The sequence below is a fragment of the Streptomyces sp. NPDC094143 genome, assembly GCF_040303825.1.
Taxonomy (GTDB): domain Bacteria; phylum Actinomycetota; class Actinomycetes; order Streptomycetales; family Streptomycetaceae; genus Streptomyces.
Map to the genome: position 1 here is coordinate 1 of NZ_JBEOTZ010000013.1, position 23,540 is coordinate 23,540.

General features: G+C 74.3%; 12 protein-coding genes. 7 read left to right on the forward strand and 5 right to left on the reverse strand.

What is annotated here, in order from left to right; translation table 11 throughout:
* Together ABTZ58_RS18370 and ABTZ58_RS18375 are read left to right on the forward strand one after the other, a co-directional pair.
* Positions 1–615, forward strand: a 615-nt coding sequence (locus tag ABTZ58_RS18370) for a family 20 glycosylhydrolase (protein WP_351357263.1), incomplete at its 5' end; no start/stop codon positions are given.
* Between the two features lie 83 nt (positions 616–698).
* A complete protein-coding gene (locus ABTZ58_RS18375) occupies positions 699–2,132 on the forward strand; it encodes a cellulose binding domain-containing protein (protein ID WP_351357266.1) in 1,434 nt (477 codons plus the stop codon).
* Between the two features lie 231 nt (positions 2,133–2,363).
* Here ABTZ58_RS18375 and ABTZ58_RS18380 read toward each other — a convergent pair whose 3' ends face one another.
* Together ABTZ58_RS18380 and ABTZ58_RS18385 are read right to left on the reverse strand one after the other, a co-directional pair.
* A complete protein-coding gene (locus ABTZ58_RS18380; protein ID WP_502996089.1) occupies positions 2,364–2,927 on the reverse strand; it encodes a DUF6328 family protein in 564 nt (187 codons plus the stop codon).
* 54 nt (positions 2,928–2,981) lie between these two features.
* Positions 2,982–4,274, reverse strand: a complete 1,293-nt coding sequence (locus ABTZ58_RS18385; protein ID WP_351357272.1) for a helix-turn-helix domain-containing protein — start codon at positions 4,272–4,274, stop codon at positions 2,982–2,984.
* 683 nt (positions 4,275–4,957) lie between these two features.
* Here ABTZ58_RS18385 and ABTZ58_RS18390 point away from each other — a divergent pair.
* Positions 4,958–5,638, forward strand: a complete 681-nt coding sequence (locus ABTZ58_RS18390; RefSeq protein ID WP_351357275.1) for a PAS domain-containing protein — start codon at positions 4,958–4,960, stop codon at positions 5,636–5,638.
* A gap of 100 nt (positions 5,639–5,738) precedes the next feature.
* Here ABTZ58_RS18390 and ABTZ58_RS18395 read toward each other — a convergent pair whose 3' ends face one another.
* On the reverse strand, positions 5,739–6,257 hold the full coding sequence (locus ABTZ58_RS18395) for an RNA polymerase sigma factor (RefSeq protein ID WP_351357278.1): 519 nt from the start codon (positions 6,255–6,257) through the stop codon (positions 5,739–5,741).
* 63 nt (positions 6,258–6,320) lie between these two features.
* Complete coding sequence (locus tag ABTZ58_RS18400) at positions 6,321–7,625, reverse strand: phthiocerol/phthiodiolone dimycocerosyl transferase family protein (protein ID WP_351357281.1); 1,305 nt, start codon at positions 7,623–7,625, stop codon at positions 6,321–6,323.
* Between the two features lie 471 nt (positions 7,626–8,096).
* Between ABTZ58_RS18400 and ABTZ58_RS18405 the strand changes: the two genes are divergently transcribed.
* The 4 genes from ABTZ58_RS18405 (at position 8,097) to ABTZ58_RS18420 (ending at position 22,130) form a co-directional block, all read left to right on the forward strand.
* Positions 8,097–16,733, forward strand: a complete 8,637-nt coding sequence (locus tag ABTZ58_RS18405) for a non-ribosomal peptide synthetase (RefSeq protein WP_351357284.1) — start codon at positions 8,097–8,099, stop codon at positions 16,731–16,733.
* Positions 16,726–20,616, forward strand: coding sequence for a type I polyketide synthase (locus tag ABTZ58_RS18410; RefSeq protein WP_351357287.1), 3,891 nt, complete (start codon positions 16,726–16,728; stop codon positions 20,614–20,616). Before ABTZ58_RS18405 ends, ABTZ58_RS18410 begins: the two co-directional genes overlap by 8 nt.
* Before the next feature lie 22 nt (positions 20,617–20,638).
* Complete coding sequence (gene ccrA / locus ABTZ58_RS18415; RefSeq protein WP_351357290.1) at positions 20,639–21,868, forward strand: crotonyl-CoA carboxylase/reductase; 1,230 nt, start codon at positions 20,639–20,641, stop codon at positions 21,866–21,868.
* A 67-nt stretch (positions 21,869–21,935) separates the two neighbouring features.
* Positions 21,936–22,130, forward strand: coding sequence for an antitoxin (locus ABTZ58_RS18420; RefSeq protein ID WP_106410836.1), 195 nt, complete (start codon positions 21,936–21,938; stop codon positions 22,128–22,130).
* 50 nt (positions 22,131–22,180) lie between these two features.
* On the opposite strand, the gene ABTZ58_RS18425 is transcribed toward ABTZ58_RS18420, so the two are convergent.
* A complete protein-coding gene (locus tag ABTZ58_RS18425; protein ID WP_351357294.1) occupies positions 22,181–22,801 on the reverse strand; it encodes an enterobactin synthetase in 621 nt (206 codons plus the stop codon).
* Positions 22,802–23,540 lie beyond the last annotated feature (739 nt).

The window sequence follows — 23,540 nt, forward strand, 5'->3', positions numbered from 1 at the left end:
CCTCGCCCGGTCCGCCGACGACGCCGCGGACTTCGCCGTCGTCGCGGTACCGCGCGACACGCCCGGGGTCGAGATCGTCAGCTGCTCGCCGGCCCCGCGGCCCTGCACGGATGGTTCCTCGACCGGGTCGGAACCTTCCTCACCCGTCACGGACGGCGCCCGGTCGCCTGGGCGGAGACCGGCACCGAACTGCCCGACGGATTCACCGTGATGGCCTGGCGCGACCCCGCACACGCCCTGGCGGCGGCCCGCCGCGGCCACGACGTGATCAACTCCCACTACCGCGCCACCTACCTCGACTACCCCCGGAGCGCCGACCCCGGCGAGCCGCCCGGACAGCCAGGCGGCGTCGTGACCCTGCGGGACGTCCACGCCCACGACGCGGTGCCCGAACCGGCGACCCCCCACACGGCCGCCCGGGTGCTGGGTACCCAAGCCCACCTGTGGACCGAGTACGCCGCGACACCGGCCCGCATCGAGTACCTGACCTACCCCCGGCTGTGCGCCCTGGCCGACGGCGCCTGGAGCGGCCCCACCAGTTGGACCGACTTCAGCTCCCGCATGGCCGGGCACACCGCGCGCCTCGACGCGCTGGAGGTCAGCCGCCACCCCTGAGCCGCACCACAGCACGGCACAGACCCGCTCGCCCGGCCCACCGGGCAGCAGGAAACACCCGTCCCATCCGGAAAGGAACGAGCATGCATCGGCCCACCGCTCCCCGCAGATGGCGCATCGCCGCAGCCGCCGCCCTGGCCATGGCCACCGGAACCACCGGCCTCGCCGCCCTGACCGGCACGGCCAGCGCCGCCGGCGAGTCCGTCACCGTCCAGTACCGCACCAGCGCCGGCTCCGCCACGGCGGACCAGTCCGAACCCTGGCTCAAGGTCAGGAACACCGGAAACGCCCCCCTCCAACTCTCCGCGGTCAAGGTGCGCTACTACTTCAAGGCCGACTCGGCCGGTGCCACCTACCGCTTCGCCTGCTCCTGGGCGGTCAAGGGCTGCGCCCACATCACCGGCACCTTCGGCACCCTCGCCCGCCCCACGGCCACCGCCGACCGCTACCTCGACATCGGCTTCACCGCGGGAGCCGGCAGCCTCGCCCCCGGCTCCGACACCGGCGACATGCAACTGCGCTTCCACCGCGCCGACTGGCAGACACTCAGGCAGAGCGACGACTACTCCTTCGGCGCCTCCACCACCACGTATGCGGACTGGCCGAAGGTCACCGCCCAGGTCTCCGGCAGCACGGTGTGGGGCACGGCCCCCGAGGGCAACGACCCGACCGATCCGCCGACCGACCCGCCCACGGACCCCCCGGCCGGCGGCCAGAGCCTCTTCGACGACTTCAACTACACCAGCTCCAGCGACCCGAGGATCTCCGCCAACGGCTGGAGCGTACGGGCCAACTCCGGCGGCCCCGGGGTGCCCGGCGCCACCTGGGCCCCCGAGAACGTGACCTTCGCGGCCTCCGGCGGCAACTCCGTGATGAACCTGCGGACCTCCACCGCCGGAACGCCCGAGAGCACCCGGCACACCGAAGTCCTCACCAAGGCGACGAAGTTCAAGAACGGCACCTACGCCGCCCGCGTGCGGTTCTCCGACGCACCCGTGTCCGGCCCGGACGGCGACCACCTCGTCCAGACCTTCTTCACCATCAACGACCTCAAGGCCCCCATGGCCGACGACTACGCCGAGTACGACTTCGAGTACCTGCCCAACGGCGGCTGGGGCGAGCCCGCCAACATCCTCTACACGACGTCCTGGGAGACCTACAACCCCGACCCGTGGCAGGCCGTCAACCAGCACACCGAGTCCCGGCAGAGCCACGCCGACTGGCACGACCTGGTACTCACCATCGACAACAGCACCATCAAGTACTACGTCGACGGACAGCTCTTCGGCACCCATGACGCCGCGTACCTGCCCGAGCGTCCCATGTCGATCAACTTCAACCAGTGGCTGATCGACCTCGCGGGCCAGACCAGCACCACCCCGCGCGCCTACGACGAGCAGATCGACTACGTCCTGCACGTCAAGGACCAGGTCCTGACCCCGGCCCAGGTCACCGCGAAGATCAACGCCTACCGCACCGCCGGCACCACCTTCGAGGACACGGTCCCCGCCGGCTAGCCGGACCGGACTCACCCGTGCCCCGGGCTGCCCGCCACCCCGGCGGGCAGCCTCCCCCGCGGCCCGTCCCGCCCACGGCCGGTGCGCCGGGCCGAACCGACGAGGCCGGTCTCACCGCATGGCAGCGGTCGAGGCCGGCTTCCGGGCCCTGAGCCGGGCCGGTGTGCCGCCGCGGGCCCCGTCACTCCCGGAGGCGGTCCACCGCCCGGTCCGTCCCGCCCCGGCCCCGCCTCACGTGTCCGTCGTGCGCGAGCGTTGCTCACCACGGCGCCGCAGGTACAGCGGCAGGGCGTACCAGCACAGGCCGAACCACAGCATGACCGCGCCCGCGAGCACCTCGGCGAAGACACCGGGGACGACGAAACGGAGTATCAGCAGCAACGTGCAGCCGATGGTCAGGGCGAGGAGGACCATGCCGCACATCATCAGGCGCCCGGCGGTCTCCACCACTTCGTCCTTCATGCGCTGACCGGAGAGGAAGCGGTGGATGGAGACGGGGGCGATGAGCGTTCCGGTGGCCGCCGCCCCGAGTACGACGGTGGTGACGTAGATGGCGCGGTCCAGCGTCTCCAGCTCCCGGAACAGCGGGGTGAACGCCACGCTGAGCAGGAAACCGAAGAGGATCTGCACGCCCGTCTGGGTGACCCGGGTTTCCTGGAGTATCTCGTTCCAGCGCCGGTTGACGCGTTCCTCCGGAGTCTCGCCTTCCTCGGCGCCGGTTCTCTTCGCCGGGCCGTCCTGCTGCGCGGCGCACGTGGTGTTCTCGCCTTCCGGCCCGGCGGGCTGCTTCGTCATGGTCACGGCTTCCTCCCCATGTCAGAGGCTCCGTTTGCCCCGCCGACGCGGCTTTCATGCTGGTTGACGGCCGACGACCCGCCCGTCCGGCCGGGTCTCGCCGGGAGTCGGGCCGCCCCGGGGGGAGTGGACGCGGGCAGCCAGGGTGGTGGCGAGAGCCTGCCAGACGTGGGCCGCGAGGTCGCGGTTCCCGGACTCGCTCGCCTGACGCGCCAGCCCTTCCAGGGCGGCGACGCCCTCCTCGACGCGACCCGCCAGGATCGTGAGCCGGCCGGCGAGGACCGACAGCCGCACCCGGTCACGGTAGGACAGACGCAGGTTCTCCTCGGACAGCACGGCCCGGCTCAGCGCGCGGGCGTCGTCCAGCCGGCCCTGCGCGAACGCGAGGTGTGCCTGGAGCGCGTGCAGTTCCTGGAGTTGCGCGGGCGTGCCGATCAGGCCGAGGACGGGGGCGGTCTCGGCCAGCCAGCGCTCGGCCGCGGCCACCCGGGGTGGTGACATCTGCAGCGCTGTCGCGGTGGCGGCGGCCCGCAGCCGGGCCCACAAGGCCGGATCGTCCGCGCCCTTGAGGAGGCCCAGGGCGGTGTCCAGCCGGGCCAGGGCCGTCGCTTCGTCGCCCTGGCGGTCGCTGACCTCGGCGGCCGTCCACAACGCCTCGCCCGCCAGGGCGGAGGGGGCCCCGGGCAGCAGATCGCGTTCCATTTCGTCGACGTGCCGGGAAGCCGCCTCCCACCTGCCGAGTTCCGTCTCGACACCGATCAGCGCCGTCATGGCGGCCAGAGTGTCGGACACGCACAGTTCCGCGGCGCGGGCGACGGACAGCGCCTCCACGGCCGCCGGTTCCGCGCTGCCGACGTCGCCCAGGGCGCGGGTGCAGCGGGCGTACCGCACGAGCGACCTGGCGCGGAGGTCGGGTGCCTCCAGCACGCGGCTCAACTGCAGCAGTTCCAGCAGCCGGGCGCGTTCGAGCTCGTAGTCGCCGTCGTGGCCCGCGGCGCGGCTCAGCAGCCACAGGGCTTGCCAGCGGGCGGCGGGATCCTCGCCCGGGTCCTCCTCGACCGCGCGGCCGAGCACCTCCGTGCCGTCCGTCCCCGCGGGCGCCGAGGCCACGGAGGCCAGCACCGCGGTCAGGGACCTGCCGTCCGAGGGACCGGTCAGGGCGGAGGCGTCGACGCCGAGCCGCCGGGCGAGGTAGGCCACCGTGCGCTCGGTGGGGCGCCGTTCACCGGACTCCAGGCGCGACAGATGCCCCGTCGACATGCCGTCGCCGACGACATCGGCCTGACTCAGGCCCCGTGCGGCACGCAGCCTCTTCAGCCGACGACCGAACTGCGGCTGATCCAGCATCTCCCTCCTCGGGTTCGGTGGCCCGGCCGGTACGGTATCCGCGGTTCCGCTTGCCCGAACGGGCGCGTGAGTTGTCCACACTTCAGGGAGCGCGACAAGGGGCGACAAGCCCGTTGTGCGCGGCCTGCCGCGCATTCCGCGGGCGGTGTCGCCACTCCGCCGGGATTGTTTGCATCGGGGTTTCTCGGTGCCCGAAATGGGCCCGATCGCAGCACAGTTGACGAGTTGCCGAGTTCACCTGACAAACTCTTGCCTCAGGGGTTGCCTCGCCTTAGCCTCGAAGGTGACCCCTCAAACGAACCCCCTCTCCGCATTGTGGAGGTTTCCGTGCCGCGCACTGCCCGAACGGGCTTCTCGTCACGGCAGGACTTACGGTTCGCCCGCCCGACCGCCCCGTCGTCCGCCGACGGGACCGCGCTTCGGGATCGAGTGGTCATGACAACGTTATCCAGGTGACCCGGACGACGGTCGCCTCGGCACCGCTTCCTCTGCTCACCCCGACCCGCCCCGGGGATCCGGCGCCCGCCGCCGGCCCCGAGCGACGCGGACACCCGGCCCCGCCCACCGACGAGGTGGCGCGCCGTCACCGGGCGCTCGCCGACACCCAGGCCAGCGCACCGGTCCGCTCCGCGTCCGCACACCCTTCCCAGGCCCCCACGCGCAGGAAGAAGGACGGTACGTCCGTGGCGACCACGAGTTTCCCCGACGCCTCGCCCCGTAAGAACAAGACCGCCGCTGCGGCCGTCCCAGGCCGCCGCGACCTGACCGGCGCGCCGGACGGTGCCACCCCGGCATCCGCCTGTACGGCCCACGTGTCCCCCCGGACCCTGGCCGTCACGGCAGCGGAACCGGAATTCGCCCGGCAATTCGGCTTGAGCGCCGACGAGATATGCGGACGCGGCTTGCTCGAACTGCTCCGTTGTCCTGTCCCCGGACAATTGCGGGAACAGTTCACCGCGCTTTCCTCAGGGCGTTGCCGGAGATTCAGGGAAAGGGTGACGGGCCGCGACGGCGAGGGTCGGAATTTCCCGGCCGAAGTGACCGCGATCGCCGTCAGGCAGCCCACGGGTGAGATCGTCGGCCTCGTCGTCTTTCTGCGCCGGACCGAGGAAGCGGTCAGCGGCGGGCCCGTACTCAGCGCCCTCGATGCGCAGGTGCTGGAAGGTGTCGCGAGTGGTGAATCCACGGTGCAGTTGGCCTCCCGTCTCTATCTGAGCCGTCAGGGAATCGAATACCGCGTCGGCCAGATGCTGCGGCGTTTCGACGCCCCCAACCGGCCCGCTCTGGTGGCGCGGGCGCACGCGCTCGGGATGTTCGCCACCGGACAGTGGCCCCCGCGGGTCCTCCCGGAACGCGTGCGGTAGTGCGGAACGGGGCCTGCCGAGCCCCCGCGACGGCGGCCGTGGCGGAGACACACCGCCACGGCCGCCGTCGTACCGGCCCGCCCCGGGAGGGGCGCCGGCGTCATGCCGCCGAGGGCTGCCACGCCTCCTGGAACCGGCGGCGGGCCCGGAACAGACGGGAGCGGACGGTGCCCACGGGCAGGGCGAGCACCTCGGCCATCTCCTCCTCGTTCAGCCCGTAGGCGCGCAGGGTGAGGACCTGCCGGTGCGCCTGGGACAGACGCTCCAGCACGTCGCTGATGTGCACCGCGTCCAGGGGGTTGGTCTCCTCCTGCGAGTCCACCTCGGAGCAGCAGCTCTCCACGCCGTAGCGCCTGGCGGTGCGGATGGCCTCGCGGACCGTCACCGAGCGCACCCAGCCGTAGAACGCCGCCGGCTCTCGCAGGGAACCCAAACCGCGGTAGACGGCGAGCAGTGCCTCCTGCGTGGCGTCGGCACCGTCGTCGTGGGTGATGGACCTGCAGATGCGCGCGACGTAGGGCGTGATGGCGGTCAGCAGGTGATTCATCGCGTGCTCGTCGCCGGCCTGGGCCCGGGGGAGCAGCGTCAGGGGGGAGGGCAGTTCGCTGACGGTCGTCATGGCGGACAGAGGTTCCTTACACAGCCGGGCGGGCGGGGGGCGGGAGGGGCGAACAGGCCGTGCTCAGCCGGCGGCGTGGGCGAGCCCCGGTTCCGCCGCGTTCGTGAAACGCAGCAGCCCGGCGCGTACGTCGTCGCGGAAGGCCCGCATGAAGGACGGGCTGTAACAGGCGGTTGAGTGCGGGAACTCGATGGACAGCCGCCCCTCGAAGGAGACGACACACGCCATGACAGGGCTGCGTCCCGCCTGCGGGAAGTAGTGCTCGCGGGCCGGAACGAGGCGCACGTCGAACGCCCGCAGCCCGTCCGGCAGCCGCGGACCGGGGACCACGCCCATGTTCGTGGCGATCACCGTGGCCAGTTGCAGCGCGGGGTTGCGGGGGATCTCCGGCGTGATGCGCATCTCGTGGAAGTGGTCGCCGCGGGCCAGGAAGTCGCCCAGCCGGGCGTGCACGGCGCGGGCCAGCTCCAGTGGCTCGGAACGCGCGGACACGTCCAGGGTCTGCAGATGGGTGGTGACCGCGGGTACCAGGTCGGAGGCGGGCACCGGCGGGGACAGCCGTGAACGCAGGTCGACGGGGGAGAGGCAGCCGAGCGTGCGCGCCCCGTCGTCCCCGGCCAGCCGCCGCCGGGCCGTGGCCAGCAGCGTCGCGGCGATCAGGGCGTGCACGGAGACGCCCGAGGAGCGCGCCGCACCGCGCAGCCGGGAGGTGAGGTCCGCGTCCAGGGTCAGCCGGCGGACCTCGATGTGCCCGTCCGGGTCGGCACCCTCACCCCGCGCGGCGTCGTACGGGACCAGCTCGACCGGGTGGCGCCGTATCTCCTCCAGCCGGCCGTCGAGGTACTTCGCCGTGTCGGCCTCTTCGGCCGGAGGCAGCAGCCGGCTCACGGGCTCCGGCCAGCGGGGGAGTTCCGGATCGGCGGTCTCGTCGGTGGCGCCTTCGACCAGGGCCCGGTAGCGGTCCCACAGCGCGTTGTGCACGGCGATGCTGCTGTGGCCGTCGGTGATGGTGTGGTCGATCACCAGCACGAACAGATGGCTCCGGCCGTCCGGCGCGCTGACCAGGACGGCACGGCTCAGCGGCCCCCCGACGGGCAACGGCCTGTTCAGCTCCGCCGCGTAGGCCTCCTCCCCGTCGCCGGTCCGGGTGATCAGCCGGGGCCTCTCGTCCTCGCCGAGGACGCGCAACACGTGCCCGTCGCCGTCCTGTTCGATGCGGGAACGCAGCGGCGGGCTGGCCTCCGTCATGGCGTCGAACGCGGCGGACAGCGCCGCGAGGTCCACCGGTCCACGCAGGGTGCAGGACAGCACGGCCCTGCTTCTCTGGCCCACGTAGAGCGTCTCGACCGGGCACAGCGCACGGTGCATCCTCAGCCTTCTTTCGGTCGTTCGTTCCGGGAGTCCACGGCCCCGGGACAGCTCAGCCGCCGCGGTGGCCCTCGGGGAGGTCCGGGGGGCCTTCCGAGAGTGCACGGCCGACCGCGGCCGAATCCAGCCATGGGTCCGGCGCGCGGGGAAGTCGCGTGATTTCCCTAAAAGTTGCGTCCCGGCGCGCACTCCCGGCACCCGGAACTTCAGGGAAACCCCTGAATCGGTGCCCCGGGAGCCGGTTCACCTTGACCCCGCCGATTCCGGTGCAGCACCGTGCTGTGCCGTGAAACCGGGGCGGGTGACCTGATCCCCCTGACCTCGGCTTGCGGTCCCTTCCCCCGCCCCGTGGGCCGACGGCCCGGCACGTGGCCACACGCGCGGGCGGTACGGGGGGTGACCGCACCCGCCCTATCCGGCCGGGCCTTCGCCGTCCGGGACATCTACGGCTTGCCACGTGAGGGTTGCGCTATGTCACTCCAGGAGGACGCACGTCGACCGCTGTCCGGAGCCCAGGAGGGCCTCTGGTACGCCGGACGGCTCGCACCGGACAGTGCCGCGTACAACACCGCGGAGGCCGTGGAGATCCACGGACCCCTCGACACCGCCCTGTTCGAGACCGCGCTGCGGCGCGTCGTCGCCGAGGCCGACACCTTCGCCCTGCGTTTCGCCGACACCGACGACGGCCCCCGCTGCCACCTTGCGCCGGACGCCGACGACTGGACCCTCCACCGGGTCGACGTCAGCGGCGCCGGGGATCCCGAGGCCGCCGCGTGGGAGCACGTCCGCACCGACCTCGCGACCCCCGTGGACCTGGAGAAGGGCCCCCTCTTCGCGCACACCCTGCTGACCCTGGCGCCCGACCGCCACCTCTGGCTGCTGAGGGCACACCACCTGCTCCTGGACGGCTACAGCTACAAGCTCCTCGGGCGCCGCCTGGCCGAGACGTACAACGCCCTGGCCGACGGGCGGGAACCGGAGCCCAGCGTCTTCGCACCGGTGAGCCGGCTCCAGGAGGAAGAGGCGGCCTACCTCGCCTCCGAGCGGCACACCCGGGACCGTGACCACTGGGCGCGGCGCCTGGCCGACCTGCCCGAGCCCGCCCGGCTCACCTCCCGCACGGCGGCCCCCACGGCGCCCTTCCTGCGCCGCACCGCCGAACTGACGCCCGCCGAGACCGAAGCGCTCGACGCCGCAGCGGCCGGCTTCGGGGTCCAGCGCACCGACCTGCTCACCGCCGCGACCGCCGCCTACCTGCACCGGATGACCGGCGCCGGGGACCTGGTGCTGGGTCTGGCCACGATGAGCCGCCTCGGCAGCGCCGCCCTGCGCACCCCGGGCACCGCCTCCGACGTCCTCCCGCTGCGCGTGGAAGCCACCCCCGGCACGCCCGTCGGGGAGCTGGTCCGGGCCGTCGCCGGTGAACTGAAGGCCCTGCGCCGCCACCAGCGCTACCGGGGCGAGTTCCTCCGCCGCGACCTGGGCCTGCTGGGCACCGGACGCCGGCTGTACGGACCGGTGCTCAACATCGTCCCGTTCGACGAGTCCCCGGTCTTCGCAGGACACCCCACCACCTGGCACCACCTGTCCGGCGGAGCCGTCGACGACTTCCAGATCTCGGTGCGTCCCGGCCCCCGCGGCGGCGGCCTGTGGCTGGCCTTCGACGCCAATCCCGCCCTGTACGAGGAGGACGAAGTCGCCCTGCACCGCGAGAGGTTCCTCACGGTGCTGCGCCGGCTGGCCGCGGCCGAGCCGACGGCACCGCTGGGCGACCTGGACGTCCTGCTGCCGGGTGAACACCCCCGCGACACGCCCGTGCGCACCTTTCCGGCCGAGCGGACCCTCACGGAGCTGTTCGAGGAACAGGTGGCGGCCGGGCCCGAGCGGACGGCCGTCAGCCACGGGCACGAACGGCTCACGTACGCCGCGCTCAACGCCGAGGCCAACCGGCTCGCCCGGCTGCTGACCGCACACGGAGCGGGGCCCGGCCGGGTCGTGGCGCTCGCCCTGGAACGCGGCCTGCGGCTGCTGCCCGCCCTGCTGGCCGTCCTCAAGACCGGCGCCGCCTACCTGCCCCTGGACCCCGGCCAGCCGGCCGAGCGGCTGCGACTGGTCGTCGAGGACGCGGCCCCCGTCGTCCTGGTCACCGAGCACGCCCACGCCCACCTCGCCCACGACGCCGTCCCCGCCGTGGTGCTGGACGACCCGCAGGTGACCGCGGACCTCGCCCGCCGCTCCGGCGCCGACCTGACCGACGCCGAACGGCACGGCCCGCTCGGCCCGTCCGGCACCGCGTACATCATCCACACCTCCGGCTCCACCGGCCGCCCCAAGGGCGTACCCGTGCCGCACGCCAACGTCGTACGGCTCTTCGCCGCCGCGGCCGAGCACTTCGACTTTGGTGCCGACGACGTGTGGACGCTGTTCCACTCCTACGCCTTCGACTTCTCCGTCTGGGAGATGTGGGGCGCCCTGCTGCACGGCGGCCGGCTCGTCGTCGTGCCCTATGCCGTCAGCCGGTCGCCGCGCGAGTTCCTGGCCTTGCTGCGCCGCGAGGGCGTGACCGTCCTCAACCAGACGCCGTCCGCGTTCGAGCAGCTCGTCGACGCCGACGTGGAACACGGGGGCGACACGGGGGCGTTGCGTTACGTCGTCTTCGGCGGGGAGGCCCTGCGCCCGGCGCGGCTGCGCCCCTGGGTCGAACGGCACGGCCTGGACCGCCCGGCGCTGGTGAACATGTACGGCATCACCGAGACCACCGTGCACGTCACCCATCACCGGCTCACCGCGGCCGACCTGGACGACCCGCGCCGCGCCGGTGTCATCGGCACACCGCTCGCCGACCTCCGGGTCCACCTGCTGGACGCCGCGGGACGGCCGGTGCCGCCCGGCGCGACGGGCGAGATGTACGTCTCCGGCGCCGGCGTCGCCACCGGCTACCTGCACCGGCCCGAGCTGACCGCCGAACGCTTCCTCGACGACCCCTACGGCCCGCCCGGCACCCGCATGTACCGCTCGGGCGACCTGGCCCGGCGCCGCCCCGACGGCACACTCGACTACCTCGGCCGCGCCGACGCCCAGATCCAGCTGCGCGGCTTCCGCGTCGAGCCCGGCGAGATCGAGGCCGTCCTCGCCGCCCACCCGGGCGTCACCCGCGCCGCCGTCGTGCCCCGCCACGCCGGCAACGGCGCCCTGCACCTCGTCGCCTACACCGTCCCCTCCGGCGACGCACCCGCGAGCCCCGCCGAACTGCGCGCCCACGTCGCCGCCCACCTGCCCGAGCACATGGTCCCGGCCGCCTGCGTCCCGGTGGACTCCCTGCCGCTGACCGCGAACGGCAAGCTCGACGTCCAGGCCCTGCCCGACCCCGACTTCACCGCCGCCGCGTCCGGCACCCGCCCCGCCACACCCGAACAGGCCCTGGCCTGCGCCCTGTTCGAGGACGTGCTGAAGCTGCCGCGCGACTCCGTGGGCGTGGACGCCGGCTTCTTCGACCTGGGCGGCGACTCCCTGCTCGCCACCAGACTGCTGGCGCGTCTGCGGCACGAGACCGGCGCGGAGATCCCCATCACCGCCCTGTTCGAGACGCCGACCCCGGCCGCGCTCGCCCAGCGGCTCGCCGTGCAGGCGGACGGCGCCCTGCCCCGGCCCGTCCTCGGCGACGCCGCGCGCCCGCAGCGGGTGCCGCTGTCCTTCGCGCAGGAACGCATGTGGTTCCTGAACCGGCTCGACGAGGGCGCGGCCACCTATCACATCCCGCTCCTCGTCCCCGCCGGGCCGGACCTCGACGCCGAGGCGCTCGAGGCCGCCCTCGGCGACCTCGCCGACCGGCACGAGAGCCTGCGCACGGTGATCGCCGAGCACGACGGAGTGCCCTACCAGCGCATCCTGGCGCCGGGTGAGCTGCGCCCGGTGCTGCGGCGGATCGACTGCCCCGCAGCGGAGACCGCCGCCCAGGTGACCGCCGCGCTGCGGCGCCGCTTCGACCTGACCGCCGAAAGCCCCCTCGCGGCCTGGCTGCTGGGCACCGGCACCGAGCGGGTCGTGCTGTTCGTCCTGCACCACAGCGCCGCCGACGGCTGGTCGCTCGGCCCGTTCGCCGCCGACCTGTCCGCCGCCTACGCCTCCCGCCGGACGGGGCGGGCACCCGACTGGACCCCGCCGGCGGTGCAGTACGCCGACTACGCGCTGTGGCAGCGAGCCCTGCTGGCCCCCGGACCGGACGGCCCCGGCCGGCTGGAACGGCTCACCGCCCACTGGCGCACCGCTCTGGACGGCCTGCCCGAGGAGTGCACCCTGCCCGTCGACCGGCCGCGGCCCACCGCGCCGCGCGGCGGCGGCGCGCACGTCGAACTCGCCGTCGACGCCGCGCTGCACCGTGCCCTGCTGCGCCTCGCCGACCGTGAGGGCGCCAGCCTGTTCATGGTGCTGCACGCCGCCGTCAGCGCCCTGCTCACCCGCTGCGGCGCCGGCGAGGACATCGTCCTGGGCACCCCCGTGGCGGGCCGCACCGAACCCGGCCTCGACCCTGTGATCGGCCTGATCACCAACACCCTGGTGCTGCGCGCCGACACCTCCGGCGACCCCGCCTTCCGGAACCTCCTCGCCCGGCTGCGCACCGCCGACCTGGCCGCCCTGGACCACCAGGACCTGCCCTTCGACCGGCTGGTGGAGGACCTCAACCCGCCCCGCACGCCCGGCCGTCACCCCTTGTTCCAGGTGATGCTGGCCCTGCAGAACAACACGCCCGCCGTCCTCGAACTCGACGGCAACCGTACCGAGTTGCGGCCGACCGCCACGGGCACCGCCAAGTTCGACCTCTTCGTGGACGTCCTGGAGCGCCACGGCCCCGAGGGAGCCCCCGACGGCCTGACGCTGCACGTCGAGTACGCCACCGACCTCTACGACGCCGGGACCGCCGAGGCGTTCGCCCAGGCGCTGCACGACGTCCTGAGCACGGTGAGCGCCGACCCCGGGACCCGCCTCGGGGACCTGCCCGCGCTGCCCGAGCGCAGCCCCGCCCCGGCCGCGTCCGATCCCGCCGCCCTGGAGGACGCGGCCCTGTCCGTGCCCGGCATCCGCGACGCCCACGCCCTGCCCGGCGGTGGCGACGAACCGTCGCGCCTGTACGTGGTGCCCGGGCGGTCCGACGCCGCGGAACGCGTCGAGGAGTCCCTGGACCGCGCGGGCCACGGCTCCGTCCGCGTCACGGCGGTCAACGCCCTGCCCCGGGCCGAGGACGGCACCGTCGACGGCGCTGCGCTGCGCGCCCTGCCCGCCGTCGACGCGACCGCGGCCCGGACCTGGCGGGAGCGGCTGGCCCAACTGCCCGGCGTCACCACGGTCGACGTGTCGGTGGAGAACGCCCCCGAGGAACTGGACCGCCGCCACACCGGACTGCCCGACCGCTCGGCCGAAGCCGCCCCCGCCGCCCGTACCGCGGAAGTCTCCGCCGTTCCGGCCCTCAGCGAAGGTCCCGCCCTCGCCGAGCCGTCCGTGCCGAGCTGGGCCGAGGCCCTGCGTCGCGCCGCCGCGCGGGACCGGGGTGACATCGTCCACGTCCACGCCGACGGCAGCGAGCACCGGCGCACCTACGCGTCCCTGATCCCCGAGGCCTCCCGCGTCCTGGCCGGGCTGCGCCGGGCCGGTCTGCGCCCCGGCGACCAGGTCATCCTCCAGTGCGACGTCACCGAGGACTTCCTCGCCGTGCTGTGGGGCTGCGTCCTCGGCGGCTTCGTCGCCGTCCCGCTGACCGTCCCCGCCTCCTACGACACCCCCTCCGCGGCGCTGACCAAGCTGGAGGGCATCTGGCGGATGCTCGGCCACCCCTGGATCGTGTGCTCCGCCGACCGCGAGACGGGGCTGCGCGCGGTGGCCGCCCGGCAGGACTGGCCCGGGCCCCGCATCACCACGGCCGACGCGCTGCGCGAGGCGCCCGAGGACCACGACTGGCACCCCGCCGAGCCGGACGACCTGCTGCTGATGCTGATGACGTCCGGCAGCACCGGCCTGCCCAAGGCGGTGCGGCTCACCCACCGCAACGTGCTGACCCGCTCGGCCGCCACCGAGCAGATGAACGGCCTCGGCGCGCACGACGTCTCCCTGAACTGGATCCCGCTCGACCACGTCACCGGCGTGGTGATGTTCCACCTGCGCGACGTGTACCTGGGCTGCCGCCAGATCCACGCCCCCACCTCCTGGATCCTGCAGGACCCGCTGCGCTGGATGGACCTCGCCGACCGGCACCGGGTCACCGTCACCTGGGCGCCCAACTTCGCCTTCGGGCTCCTCGCCGAGCAGTCCCACCGCTTCACCGGCCGTGCCTGGGACCTGTCGCCGATGCGGCTGGTGATGAACGCCGGTGAGGTCGTCGTCGCCTCCGCCGCCCGCGGGTTCCTGCACACGCTGAAACCGTTCGGCCTGCCGCAGGACGTGATGCACCCCGGCTGGGGCATGTCCGAGACCTGCTCCGTGGTCACCGACGCCGTCCTGCCCGCCGAACCGGTCCCGGGCGAGGGGACGTTCGTCAGCTGCGGCCTGCCCTACCCCGGCTTCGCCATGCGGATCGTCGACGAACAGGGCACGGTCCTCACCGAGGGCGAGGCGGGCCGCTTCCAGGTCCGCGGCACCTCGGTGACCGGCGGCTACCACGACAACCCGGCGGCCAACGCCGAGGCGTTCACCGACGACGGCTGGTTCGACACCGGCGACCTGGCGTTCCTGCGCGACGGCGAGCTGTACATCACCGGCCGTGCCAAGGACGTCATCATCGTCAACGGCGTGAACCACTACAGCCACGAGATCGAGGCGTGCGTCGAGGAACTGCCGTACGCGGAGCGGAGCTTCACCGCCGCGGTCGCGGTGCGCACCGACCCGTCCTCGCCCACCGACGAACTCGCCCTGTTCCTGCACCTCACCCCGGAGGCCACCGCCGACCCGGCCCGCGCCCTGCGCGAGATCGCCGGCAAGGTCACCCGGGAGATCGGCGTCAGCCCGTCCTTCCTCGTCCCCGTGGCGCGGGACGCCGTCCCCAAGACGGAGATCGGCAAGATCCAGCGCACCAGGCTGCGCAAGAGCTTCGAGGCGGGCGACTTCGACGACGAGGTGCGCCGGACCCAGGTGCTGCTGGGCACCGCGGCCACCATCCCCGACTGGTTCCTGCGCCCGGTGTGGCAGCGCGCGGAACGCCCCGGTGCCCATGCCACGGCGTCCGGCCGGCACACCCTCGTCCTGGCGGGCGGCGACCCCCGGGCCGGCGCACTCGCGCAACGGCTCGCCGACGCGCTGCGCTCCGCCGGGGGCCTGTGCACGGTGGTCGGGGAAGGAACGTCGTACGCCCGGGTCGACGCCGCGCACTACCGCGTCCGGCCCGCCGAGGAGTCCGACTACGCCGCGCTGCTGCGCCGGCTGGAGCACGACCAGCGGCCCGTCGACGCCGTCCTCGACCTCGACGGACTCCGGGCAGACCGCCACGCGGCGCCGGACGACACGACGGGTGCGGAGCGGCTGCTCGCCTTCGCCCGGGCCCTCACCGCCCGGCCCGGCCGGCAGCACCCCGTGGATCTGGTGTACGTGTCCGCGGGCGCCCAGGCCGTGCGCCCCGGCGACCGCCCCTCCCCGGCCCACGCCATGGCGGGAGCGCTGCTCAAGTCGCTGGCCGAGGAGTGCGGCTGGCTGCGGACCCGGCACCTGGACCTGCCACCGGACGACGGCACCGACCCGCTGGCCGTCCTGACGGCCGAGGCGACCGCCACCGCGGACGGCGCGGACGTGGCGTACCGCGACGGACTCCGCTACGAACGCCGCCTCGCCCCCCTGCCCGACAGCCCGCCCCGCGCCGAGCCGCCGGCACGCGACGGCTTCACGCTGCTCACCGGAGGCCTCGGCGGCGTCGGCACCGAGATCGCCGCCCATCTGCTGCGCACCCCCGGCACCCGGCTGCTCGTCCTCGGGCGCACCCCGGAGGACCAGGCCCACGCCCTGCCCCGGCTGCGCGAACGCGGAGAGGTCCGCTACGCCCGCGCCGACGTCACCGACGAAGGGCGGGTCCGGGCCGCGGTCGAGGCCGCCACCGAGGCGTGGGGCGTGCCCCTGACGTCCGTGCTGCACCTGGCCGGGACGCTCGTGGAGCGCCCCGTGGGCGAACTGGACGCCTCCACCTGGCGCGGGGCGCTGGAGGCGAAGGTGCGCGGCGCGTGGACCCTGCACCGGCTCACCGCCGACCACCCGGTCCACTCCTTCGTCACCTTCTCCTCGGTCAACGGCTTCTTCGGCGGCGCCATGAACGCCGCCTACGCCGCCGCCAACGCCTGCCTGGACGCCCTCGCCGGGTACCGCCGCGGCCTCGGCCTGCCCGGGCAGTCGCTCGCCTGGAGCATGTGGCGCGAACGCGGCATGAGCCGCGGCTACGGTCTCACCGCGCTCACCGAGGCCCGGGGCTACCGGCTGCTCGACGTTCCCGCCGCGCTGCGCTCCTTCGACCTCGCCCGCACCCTCGACGAGCCGCATCTGCTGATCGGCGCCGACCGCACCGCCCCCTGGGTGCGCAGCCACGTCGTGGCCCCCGTGCGCCAGACCCGCCGCCTGGCCGCGCGCGTCGGTCTGGAGGACGGCACCGACCTGGGCGCCCTGTACCGCGCCGTCACCGGCGGCGCCCGCGCGGCCGGCCTGTCCGACGACGGATGGACACTGCGCTCGGCGGGCACGAGCGCCCGCCCGGACGAGACGGAGACGGAGGACGGCCTGCGGCGGCTGGAGAGCCGGCTCGCCGAGGTGTGGTGCGACGTCCTGGGCCGCGACCGGGTGGGCCTGGACGACAACTTCTTCGACCTGGGCGGCAACTCCCTGCTCCTGGTCACCGCCCAGACCGCCGTCAACCGCGCCTTCGACAGCGAACTGTCGGTGGTCGACCTGTTCGCGCACCCCACCGTCCGGGACCTGGCCCGCCACCTGTCGGCCACCGGCGCGGGCCCGGTGCCGGACGCCGAGGCGCCGTCCCGGCCGGAGACCGGCGACGGCCTGGACCGCGCCCGGGATCAAGCCCGTCGGCAACGCGCCGCCCGCGCCCGCCGCTCCGCCCGTCAGGGCAGGGACCGCGGCCATGCGTGACCGGGCCGACGCCACACCGCACACCAACGAACCGGGAGAGGACGAGGCACAGGCCGTGCACGACACCACCGCACCCCACGACGAGGACTTCCCCGCCGTAGCCGTCATCGGCATGGCGGGCCGCTTCCCCGGCGCCGACGACCTCGACGCCTTCTGGGACAACCTCGCGGCCGGCCGGGAGTCCGTACGGCCCGTCACCGACGAGGAGTTCCTCGCCGCGGGCGGCGACCCGCGCGACCTCGACGACCCGTCACTGATCCGCAAGGCGTCGGTCGTCGAGGGCATCGACCGCTTCGACTCCGGCTTCTTCGGCTACAGCCCCGCCGAAGCCGCCGTCGTCGACCCGCAGCAGCGACTGCTGCTGGAGACGGCCTACCACGCCCTGGAGGACGCCGGTTGCCTCGGCGCCGACCGGGCCGGAGAGGCGTTCGGCGTGTACGCGGGGGCTGGCGACAGCCGGTACTATCCGGCGCACGTCCACCCCCGCTTCGCCGGGCAGCCCGGCTCGGTGGCACTCGTCCACGCGGCCACGGCCAACTCCCTCGGCACCCTCGCCACCCGCGTCTCCTACGAACTCGGCCTCACCGGGCCGAGCGTGTCCCTGCAGACGGCCTGCTCCACCGCGCTGGTCGCCGTGCACACCGCCTGCCAGGACCTGCTCGACCACCGCTGCGACACCGCGCTCGCCGCCGCCGTCTCCCTCAACCCCTCCGCCGTACTGGGCTACCGCCACGTGCCCGACGGGCCGTTCTCGCCCGACGGGCACTGCCGGGCCTTCGCCGCCGACGCCGCCGGCACCTCCTCCGGCGACGGTGTGGGAGCCGTCGTCCTCAAGCGGCTGGAGGACGCCCTCGCCGACGGCGACCGCATCCGCGCCGTCATCCGCGGCAGCGCCGTCAACAACGACGGCCGCCGCAAGGTCGGCTTCAGCGCGCCCAGCGCCGCCGGACAGACCGAGGTCATCCTCGCCGCACAGGCCCAGGCCGAGGTCGACGCCGGCACCATCGGCCTGATCGAGGCGCACGGCACCGCCACCAAGCTCGGTGACCCGATCGAGGTGTCCGCCCTGACGGAGGCCTTCCGGCACAGCACGGACCGGACCGGATTCTGCGCGCTCGGCTCGGTCAAGACCAACATCGGCCACCTCGGAGCCGCCGCCGGCATCGCCGGACTCATCAAGGCGGTCCTGGCCCTGGAACACCGGCAGATCCCGCCGAGCCTGCACTTCGACCGGCCCAACCCGCTCATCGACTTCGACGCGAGCCCCTTCCGCGTGCCCACCGCCCTGGAGGACTGGCCCGAGGGGGAGCACCCCCGCCGTGCCGCCGTCAGTGCCTTCGGCATCGGCGGAACCAATGCCCACGTCGTCCTGGAGGAGGCACCCCCCGTCGCACCCGCCGCGCCGCGCCCGCCCGAGGAGGAGCGCCGCGTGGTGCTGCCGCTGTCGGCGCGCACCGCCGGTGCCCTGCGCGGCCAGGCCGAGGCACTCGCCCGGCACCTGGAGCGCCGGCCGGAGCTGCGCCTGGACGACGTGGCCCACTCCCTGCGCGCCGACCGGCCCGCGCTGCGCCACCGGCTCACCGTCTCGGCCGCGTCCCGCGCCGAGGCCCTCGACGCGCTGCGCTCCGCCGCCCCGGCCACGCCGCCGCTGTCCGACGACCCGGTCCGGGTGGCGTTCCTGCTGCCCGGCGGCGGCACCCAGTACCCGGGCATGGGCAAGGAGCTGTACCGCGACCGCACCGTCTACCGCGACACCGTGGACGAGTGCGCCCGCATCCTGCGGCCCGTCCTCGGCACCGACCTGCGCACCGCCCTCTTCGAGGAGCAACGGCCCGACGACACCTCCGCGTTCCTCGGGCTCGTGGTCACCGAGTACGCCCTGGCCCGCACCCTCATGGAGTCGGGCGTGCGTCCCGACGCGCTGATCGGCCACTCGCTCGGCGAGTACACGGCCGCCTGCCTGGCCGGCGTCATCGACCTCGCGGACATGCTGCCCCTGGTCACCGAACGCATCCGGCTCATCAGCTCCGCCGGCGGGGCCACGGTCGGCGTCGCCGCCCCGGCGGAGGAGATCCGGCCCCTGCTCGACGCCGACCTGTCCCTGGCCGCCGACAACGGCCCCAGCGCCTGCACCGTCGCCGGGCACCTCGACGCCGTCACCCGCTTCGAGGCCGAACTCACTCGCCGCGGCGTCCCGTTCCGCCGCCTGCGCATCCCCGTCGCGGCCCACTCCCACGTCCTGGACCCCGTCCTGCCGGCCTACGAGACCCACTTGCGCCAGGTCACCCTGCGCCCGCCGCGCATCCCGTACGTCACCAACGTCACCGGCACCTGGATCACCGACGCCCAGGCCACCTCCGTACGGCACTGGATCGACCACACCCGTGACACCGTGCGGTTCGCCGACGGCATCACCGCCCTGTGGGACCGGCTGCGCCCCGTCCTCGTGGAGATCGGGCCCGGCGACACCCTGACCAAGCTCGCCACCGGCCGGCTCGCCGACGAGGCACCGGTGACGGTGACCACCATGCGGCACGCCAAGGCCGAGGCCTCCGACGGGTTCGTCCTCGCCGAGGCGCTCGGACGGCTGTGGAGCGCGGGCGTGGACAGCGCACTGCCCCGCGTGCCCGGCGCGCCCCGGCGGGTGCCGCTGCCCCCGTACGCCTTCGAACGCCGGCGCCACTGGATCGACGCGCCCGGCGCCCGGACGGACCCCGCCACGTCCGACGACACCCCGGCCGCCGCGGACCCCGGCCTCGCCCCCCGGCCCCGGCTGACCACCGAGCACGTACCGCCCAGCACCGACCGCGAACGGGAGGTCACCCGGCTCTGGGAGGAGACCCTCGGCATCGGCGGCATCGGCCTGCACGACAACTTCTTCGACCTCGGCGGCGACTCGATGCGCGCCGTGCTGCTGGCGGGCCGGCTGCGCCAGGCCGGTGTCCTCGACGTCCCGGCCGCGACCCTGCTGGCCGCACCCACCGTGGCCGGGGTCCTCGCCACGGCCGGCCGGACGGACGAGGAGACGCCGGACAGCACCGCCACCGCGCTCGGCCCGCTGCTGCCGCTGCGTGCCGAGGGCACCGCCACGCCCCTGTTCTGCGTCCACCCCGGCGCGGGCGTCGCCTGGCGCTACACGGGCCTGCTGCCCCACCTCGGCGGCGACCAGCCCGTCCACGGCATCCAGGCGGCCGGACTCGACGGCACACGGCCGCCCGCCCCGGACGCCGCCGCCATGGTCGCCCACTACCTCGAACTGGTGCGCAGCGTGCAGCCGCACGGCCCCTACCGGCTGCTGGGCTGGTCCTACGGCGGATTCGTGGCCCACGCCATGGCCTGCGCCCTCCAGCGCGACGGGGAGCAGGTCGAACTCCTCGCCATGCTCGACGCCCCCCAGCCGCACGGCACCGCCCACGACCCCGACGCGGCCGAACGCCAGGTCGCTGCCCTGCTGTCCAGGGTGGCCGGCCTGCCCGCCGACCCGGGGGCCTGCGTGGAGACCGTCCTGGACGGGATCGACGCCCGCGTCGCGGCCGACCCGTCGAGCGTCCCGGTGACCCGCGCCGAGGCCGCCGCCATCGCCGCCGTCATGCGCAACAACCTGCGCATCGCGCCCCAGTTCGCGCCCGGTGTCTTCCGCGGGGACGTGCTGTTCTTCAGCGCCGCCGAGGAGCAGCCCACCGGCTTCCCGGCGGACCTGGCGGTACTGCCGGGCAAGGCCGACAGCTGGCGGCCCTACGTCGACGGAACCCTGCACGACCACCGCGTGCCCTGCGGCCACTACGAGATGACCGAACCCGAACCGATCGCCCGTATCGGCGAAGCGGTCGCCAAGGCCCTGCGCGGCCTCGGCGACCGGGCCTCCACCTCCCCGTCCCCCTGAACCCGCGTTGAGGAGAACCAGCGTGAGTGCGACCCAGGACCTCTACGAACTCGGAGACGCGCCCGAGATCGGCACCGCCCCGAGGAAGATGTACGCCTCGCTCATCCGCCGTGAGCGCTACGGACAGCCCGTCGACGCCTTCCGCACCGAGGTGGTCGACGTCCCGCCCGTGGGGCGCGGCCAGGTCCTGGTGAAGGTGATGGCGGCCGGCATCAACTACAACAACGTCTGGGCGGCGCTCGGTTCGCCGCTCGACGTGATCGCCGCGCGGCAGAAGGCGGGCGCCACCGAGGACTTCCACATCGGCGGCTCCGACCTGTCCGGGATCGTGTGGGCGGTCGGCGAGGACGTACGCGGGGTGAAGCTCGGCGACGAGGTGGTCGTCCTCGCCAACCGCTGGGACGAGAAGGCCGAGGACATCCGCCTCGGCGGCGACCCCACCTGGTCCACCAGCCAGCGGGTGTGGGGCTACGAGGAGAACTACGGCTCCTTCGCCCAGTTCGCTGTGGTCGACGACTACATGTGCCACCCCAAGCCCGCCCGGCTGTCGTGGGCGGAGGCCGCCTGCTACATGGCGACCGCCGCCACCGCCTACCGCCAGCTCTTCGGCTGGCCGCCGCACACGGTGCGCCCCGGCGATCCGGTGCTGATCTGGGGCGGCGCCGGCGGTCTCGGGTGCATCGCCATCCAGCTCGTCCGGCACGTCGGCGGCATCCCCGTCGCGGTCGTCTCCAGCGAGGAGCGCGGCGCGTTCTGCCTCAAGCTGGGTGCCGAGGGCTTCATCGACCGGCGCGAGTTCGACCACTGGGGGCGGCTGCCGGACACCTCCGACGAGGCGGCGATGGGCCGCTGGCTCTCGGGCGCCCGCGCCTTCGGGCGGGCCTTCTGGGAGGTGCTGGGGGAGCGGCGCAGTCCGCGCATCGTGCTGGAGCACTCCGGCGCCGACACCATCCCCACGTCGCTGTACCTGTGCGACAACGGCGGCATGGTCGTCCTGTGCGGCGGCACCACCGGCTACAACGGCGACGTCGACCTGCGGTTCCTGTGGATGCGGCAGAAGCGCCTCCAGGGCTCGCACGTCGCCACCGCCCGCGAGGCACGTGAGGTCACCCGACTGATCGACCAGGGAATCATCGACCCGTGCCTGTCCCGGACCTTCGATTTCGATGAGATCGGACTCGCCCACCAGCTCATCCACGACAACCGGCACCCGGCGGGGAACATGGCCGCACGGGTGGGCGATCTGGGGTGATTCGTACCCCGCTGGAGGGGTACCTGCGGCGGGGTACGACGTACCCGCACCTCACGGAGGTACCCCCATGGGCAAGCTGGGCGACATGATGAACAAGGCCAAGCAGATGGCCAAGGGCCACCCCGATCAGGCCGACAAGGGCGTCTCGGGCGCCGAGCGCATGGTCGACGAGCGGACGGGCGACAAGTACGACGCCAAGACCGACAAGGCGGCCGACGCGGCGCGGCGTTCCTACCGGGACGGTGGCACGCCGGAGCGCTGAAACCGACACCTCTGCCCGCCCCCGACACGCCGGGGGCGGGCAGCGTCCGCTCAGCCGCGGGTGCCGGCCCGGCTGGTGACGTAGCTGAACACTCCAGCGCCGACGGGCACGACCCGCACCCGCACCGCGTGGGCGGGATCGGCGCGCAGGCAGACACGCAGACCGTCCGCGCAGGGCGAGGCCCGCAGCTCCCGCAGGCTCCCCGCCGGACCCTCCCGGCCTTCGCCCGTCATCACGGTGAGGGCCTTCCACGCCGCCTCCTTGGCGGAGAACAACGCCGTCACCGACCAGGCCGTGCCCGCACCGGGCGGCAGCCCCGCGTCTGCGAGCAGCAACTCCTCGTCCTCGTGCAGCACCAGGCGGGCCGCTTCGCGGGGGAGGGGCCGCAGCTCCAGGTCGCACCCGACCGGCAGGTCCCGGCCGGGGGCGCCGGCCACGGCGACGGCGATGCCCGCACTGTGCGAGATCGACGCGGTCCGGCCCGGCGGGAACACCGGCAGGCGCCCCGACCGGGGAATCTCCCCGCAGTCCAGCCCCACCGCGCGCAGCGCGCGCCGGGCGGCCCGTCGGCCGGCCAGGAACTCCAGCCGGCGCCGCGACGGCATCGACGCGGCGGCGGCCGCCTCGGCGGGCCCGGCCGGTGCCGCACACGGCTCGGAAACGGCGGCCACGCCCAGACCGAGCCCGGCAGCAGCCAGCAGCGGCCCGAGCGCCGCCAATCCACCGCTCGCCGTCGACAGCGGCTCTCCACCACCCGGGCCCGTCCCCCCGGACTCCTCCCCACCGGCCTGAGCCCGCCGAGCGGGCTCACCACCTCTGTGAGCCGTCCACGCGGGCTCTGCGCCGGCCCGGGCTGTCCGCACGGGTTCTGCACGGGCCCGGGCCGTCCCGGCGGGTTCTCCCGTGGCCTGGGCTGTCCGGGCGCTCTCCCCACCGGCCTGAGCCCGCCGAGCGGACTCTCGGCCCTCGTGGGACGTCCACGCGCTCTCTCCATCGGGCCAGGCCGTCCGGGCGGGTTCTAGAGCCTGGTGGGACGTCCGCGCGGCCTGTCCATCGGGCCGAGCTGTCCGCGCGGGTTCTCCATCGGCCCGGGTCGTCTGCGCGGGTCCTGCACCGGCCCTTGCCGTTCGTGCGGGCTCCCCGTCGGCTGGGGGCCGTGGGGCGGGTTCCCGGCCCTCGTGGGGCGTCCACGCGGCCTCTCCATCGGCCCGGGTCGTCTGCGCGGGCCCTGCACCGGCCTGGGCCGCTCGCGTGGGCTCCCCACCGGCCTGATCCCCCCGGGCGGGCTCTCGGGCCTCGGCGGACGTCCACGCGGCCTGTCCGCCGCGCCAGGCCGTCCACGCGGGCTCCGCACCGGCCCGGGTCGTCCGCGCCGGCTCCGCGTCGGCCTGAGCCTTCCGTGCGGGTTCA

Excerpts from the sequence above, each read along its gene's own strand:
- ABTZ58_RS18375 (WP_351357266.1), top strand. The coding sequence starts at position 699 with ATGCATCGGCCCACCGCTCCCCGCAGATGGCGCATCGCCGCAGCCGCC.
- ABTZ58_RS18380 (WP_502996089.1), bottom strand. The coding sequence starts at position 2,927 with ATGACGAAGCAGCCCGCCGGGCCGGAAGGCGAGAACACCACGTGCGCC.
- ABTZ58_RS18385 (WP_351357272.1), bottom strand. The coding sequence starts at position 4,274 with ATGCTGGATCAGCCGCAGTTCGGTCGTCGGCTGAAGAGGCTGCGTGCC.
- ABTZ58_RS18395 (WP_351357278.1), bottom strand. The coding sequence starts at position 6,257 with ATGACGACCGTCAGCGAACTGCCCTCCCCCCTGACGCTGCTCCCCCGG.
- ABTZ58_RS18400 (WP_351357281.1), bottom strand. The coding sequence starts at position 7,625 with ATGCACCGTGCGCTGTGCCCGGTCGAGACGCTCTACGTGGGCCAGAGA.
- ABTZ58_RS18405 (WP_351357284.1), top strand. The coding sequence starts at position 8,097 with ATGTCACTCCAGGAGGACGCACGTCGACCGCTGTCCGGAGCCCAGGAG.
- ABTZ58_RS18410 (WP_351357287.1), top strand. The coding sequence starts at position 16,726 with ATGCGTGACCGGGCCGACGCCACACCGCACACCAACGAACCGGGAGAG.
- ABTZ58_RS18420 (WP_106410836.1), top strand. The coding sequence starts at position 21,936 with ATGGGCAAGCTGGGCGACATGATGAACAAGGCCAAGCAGATGGCCAAG.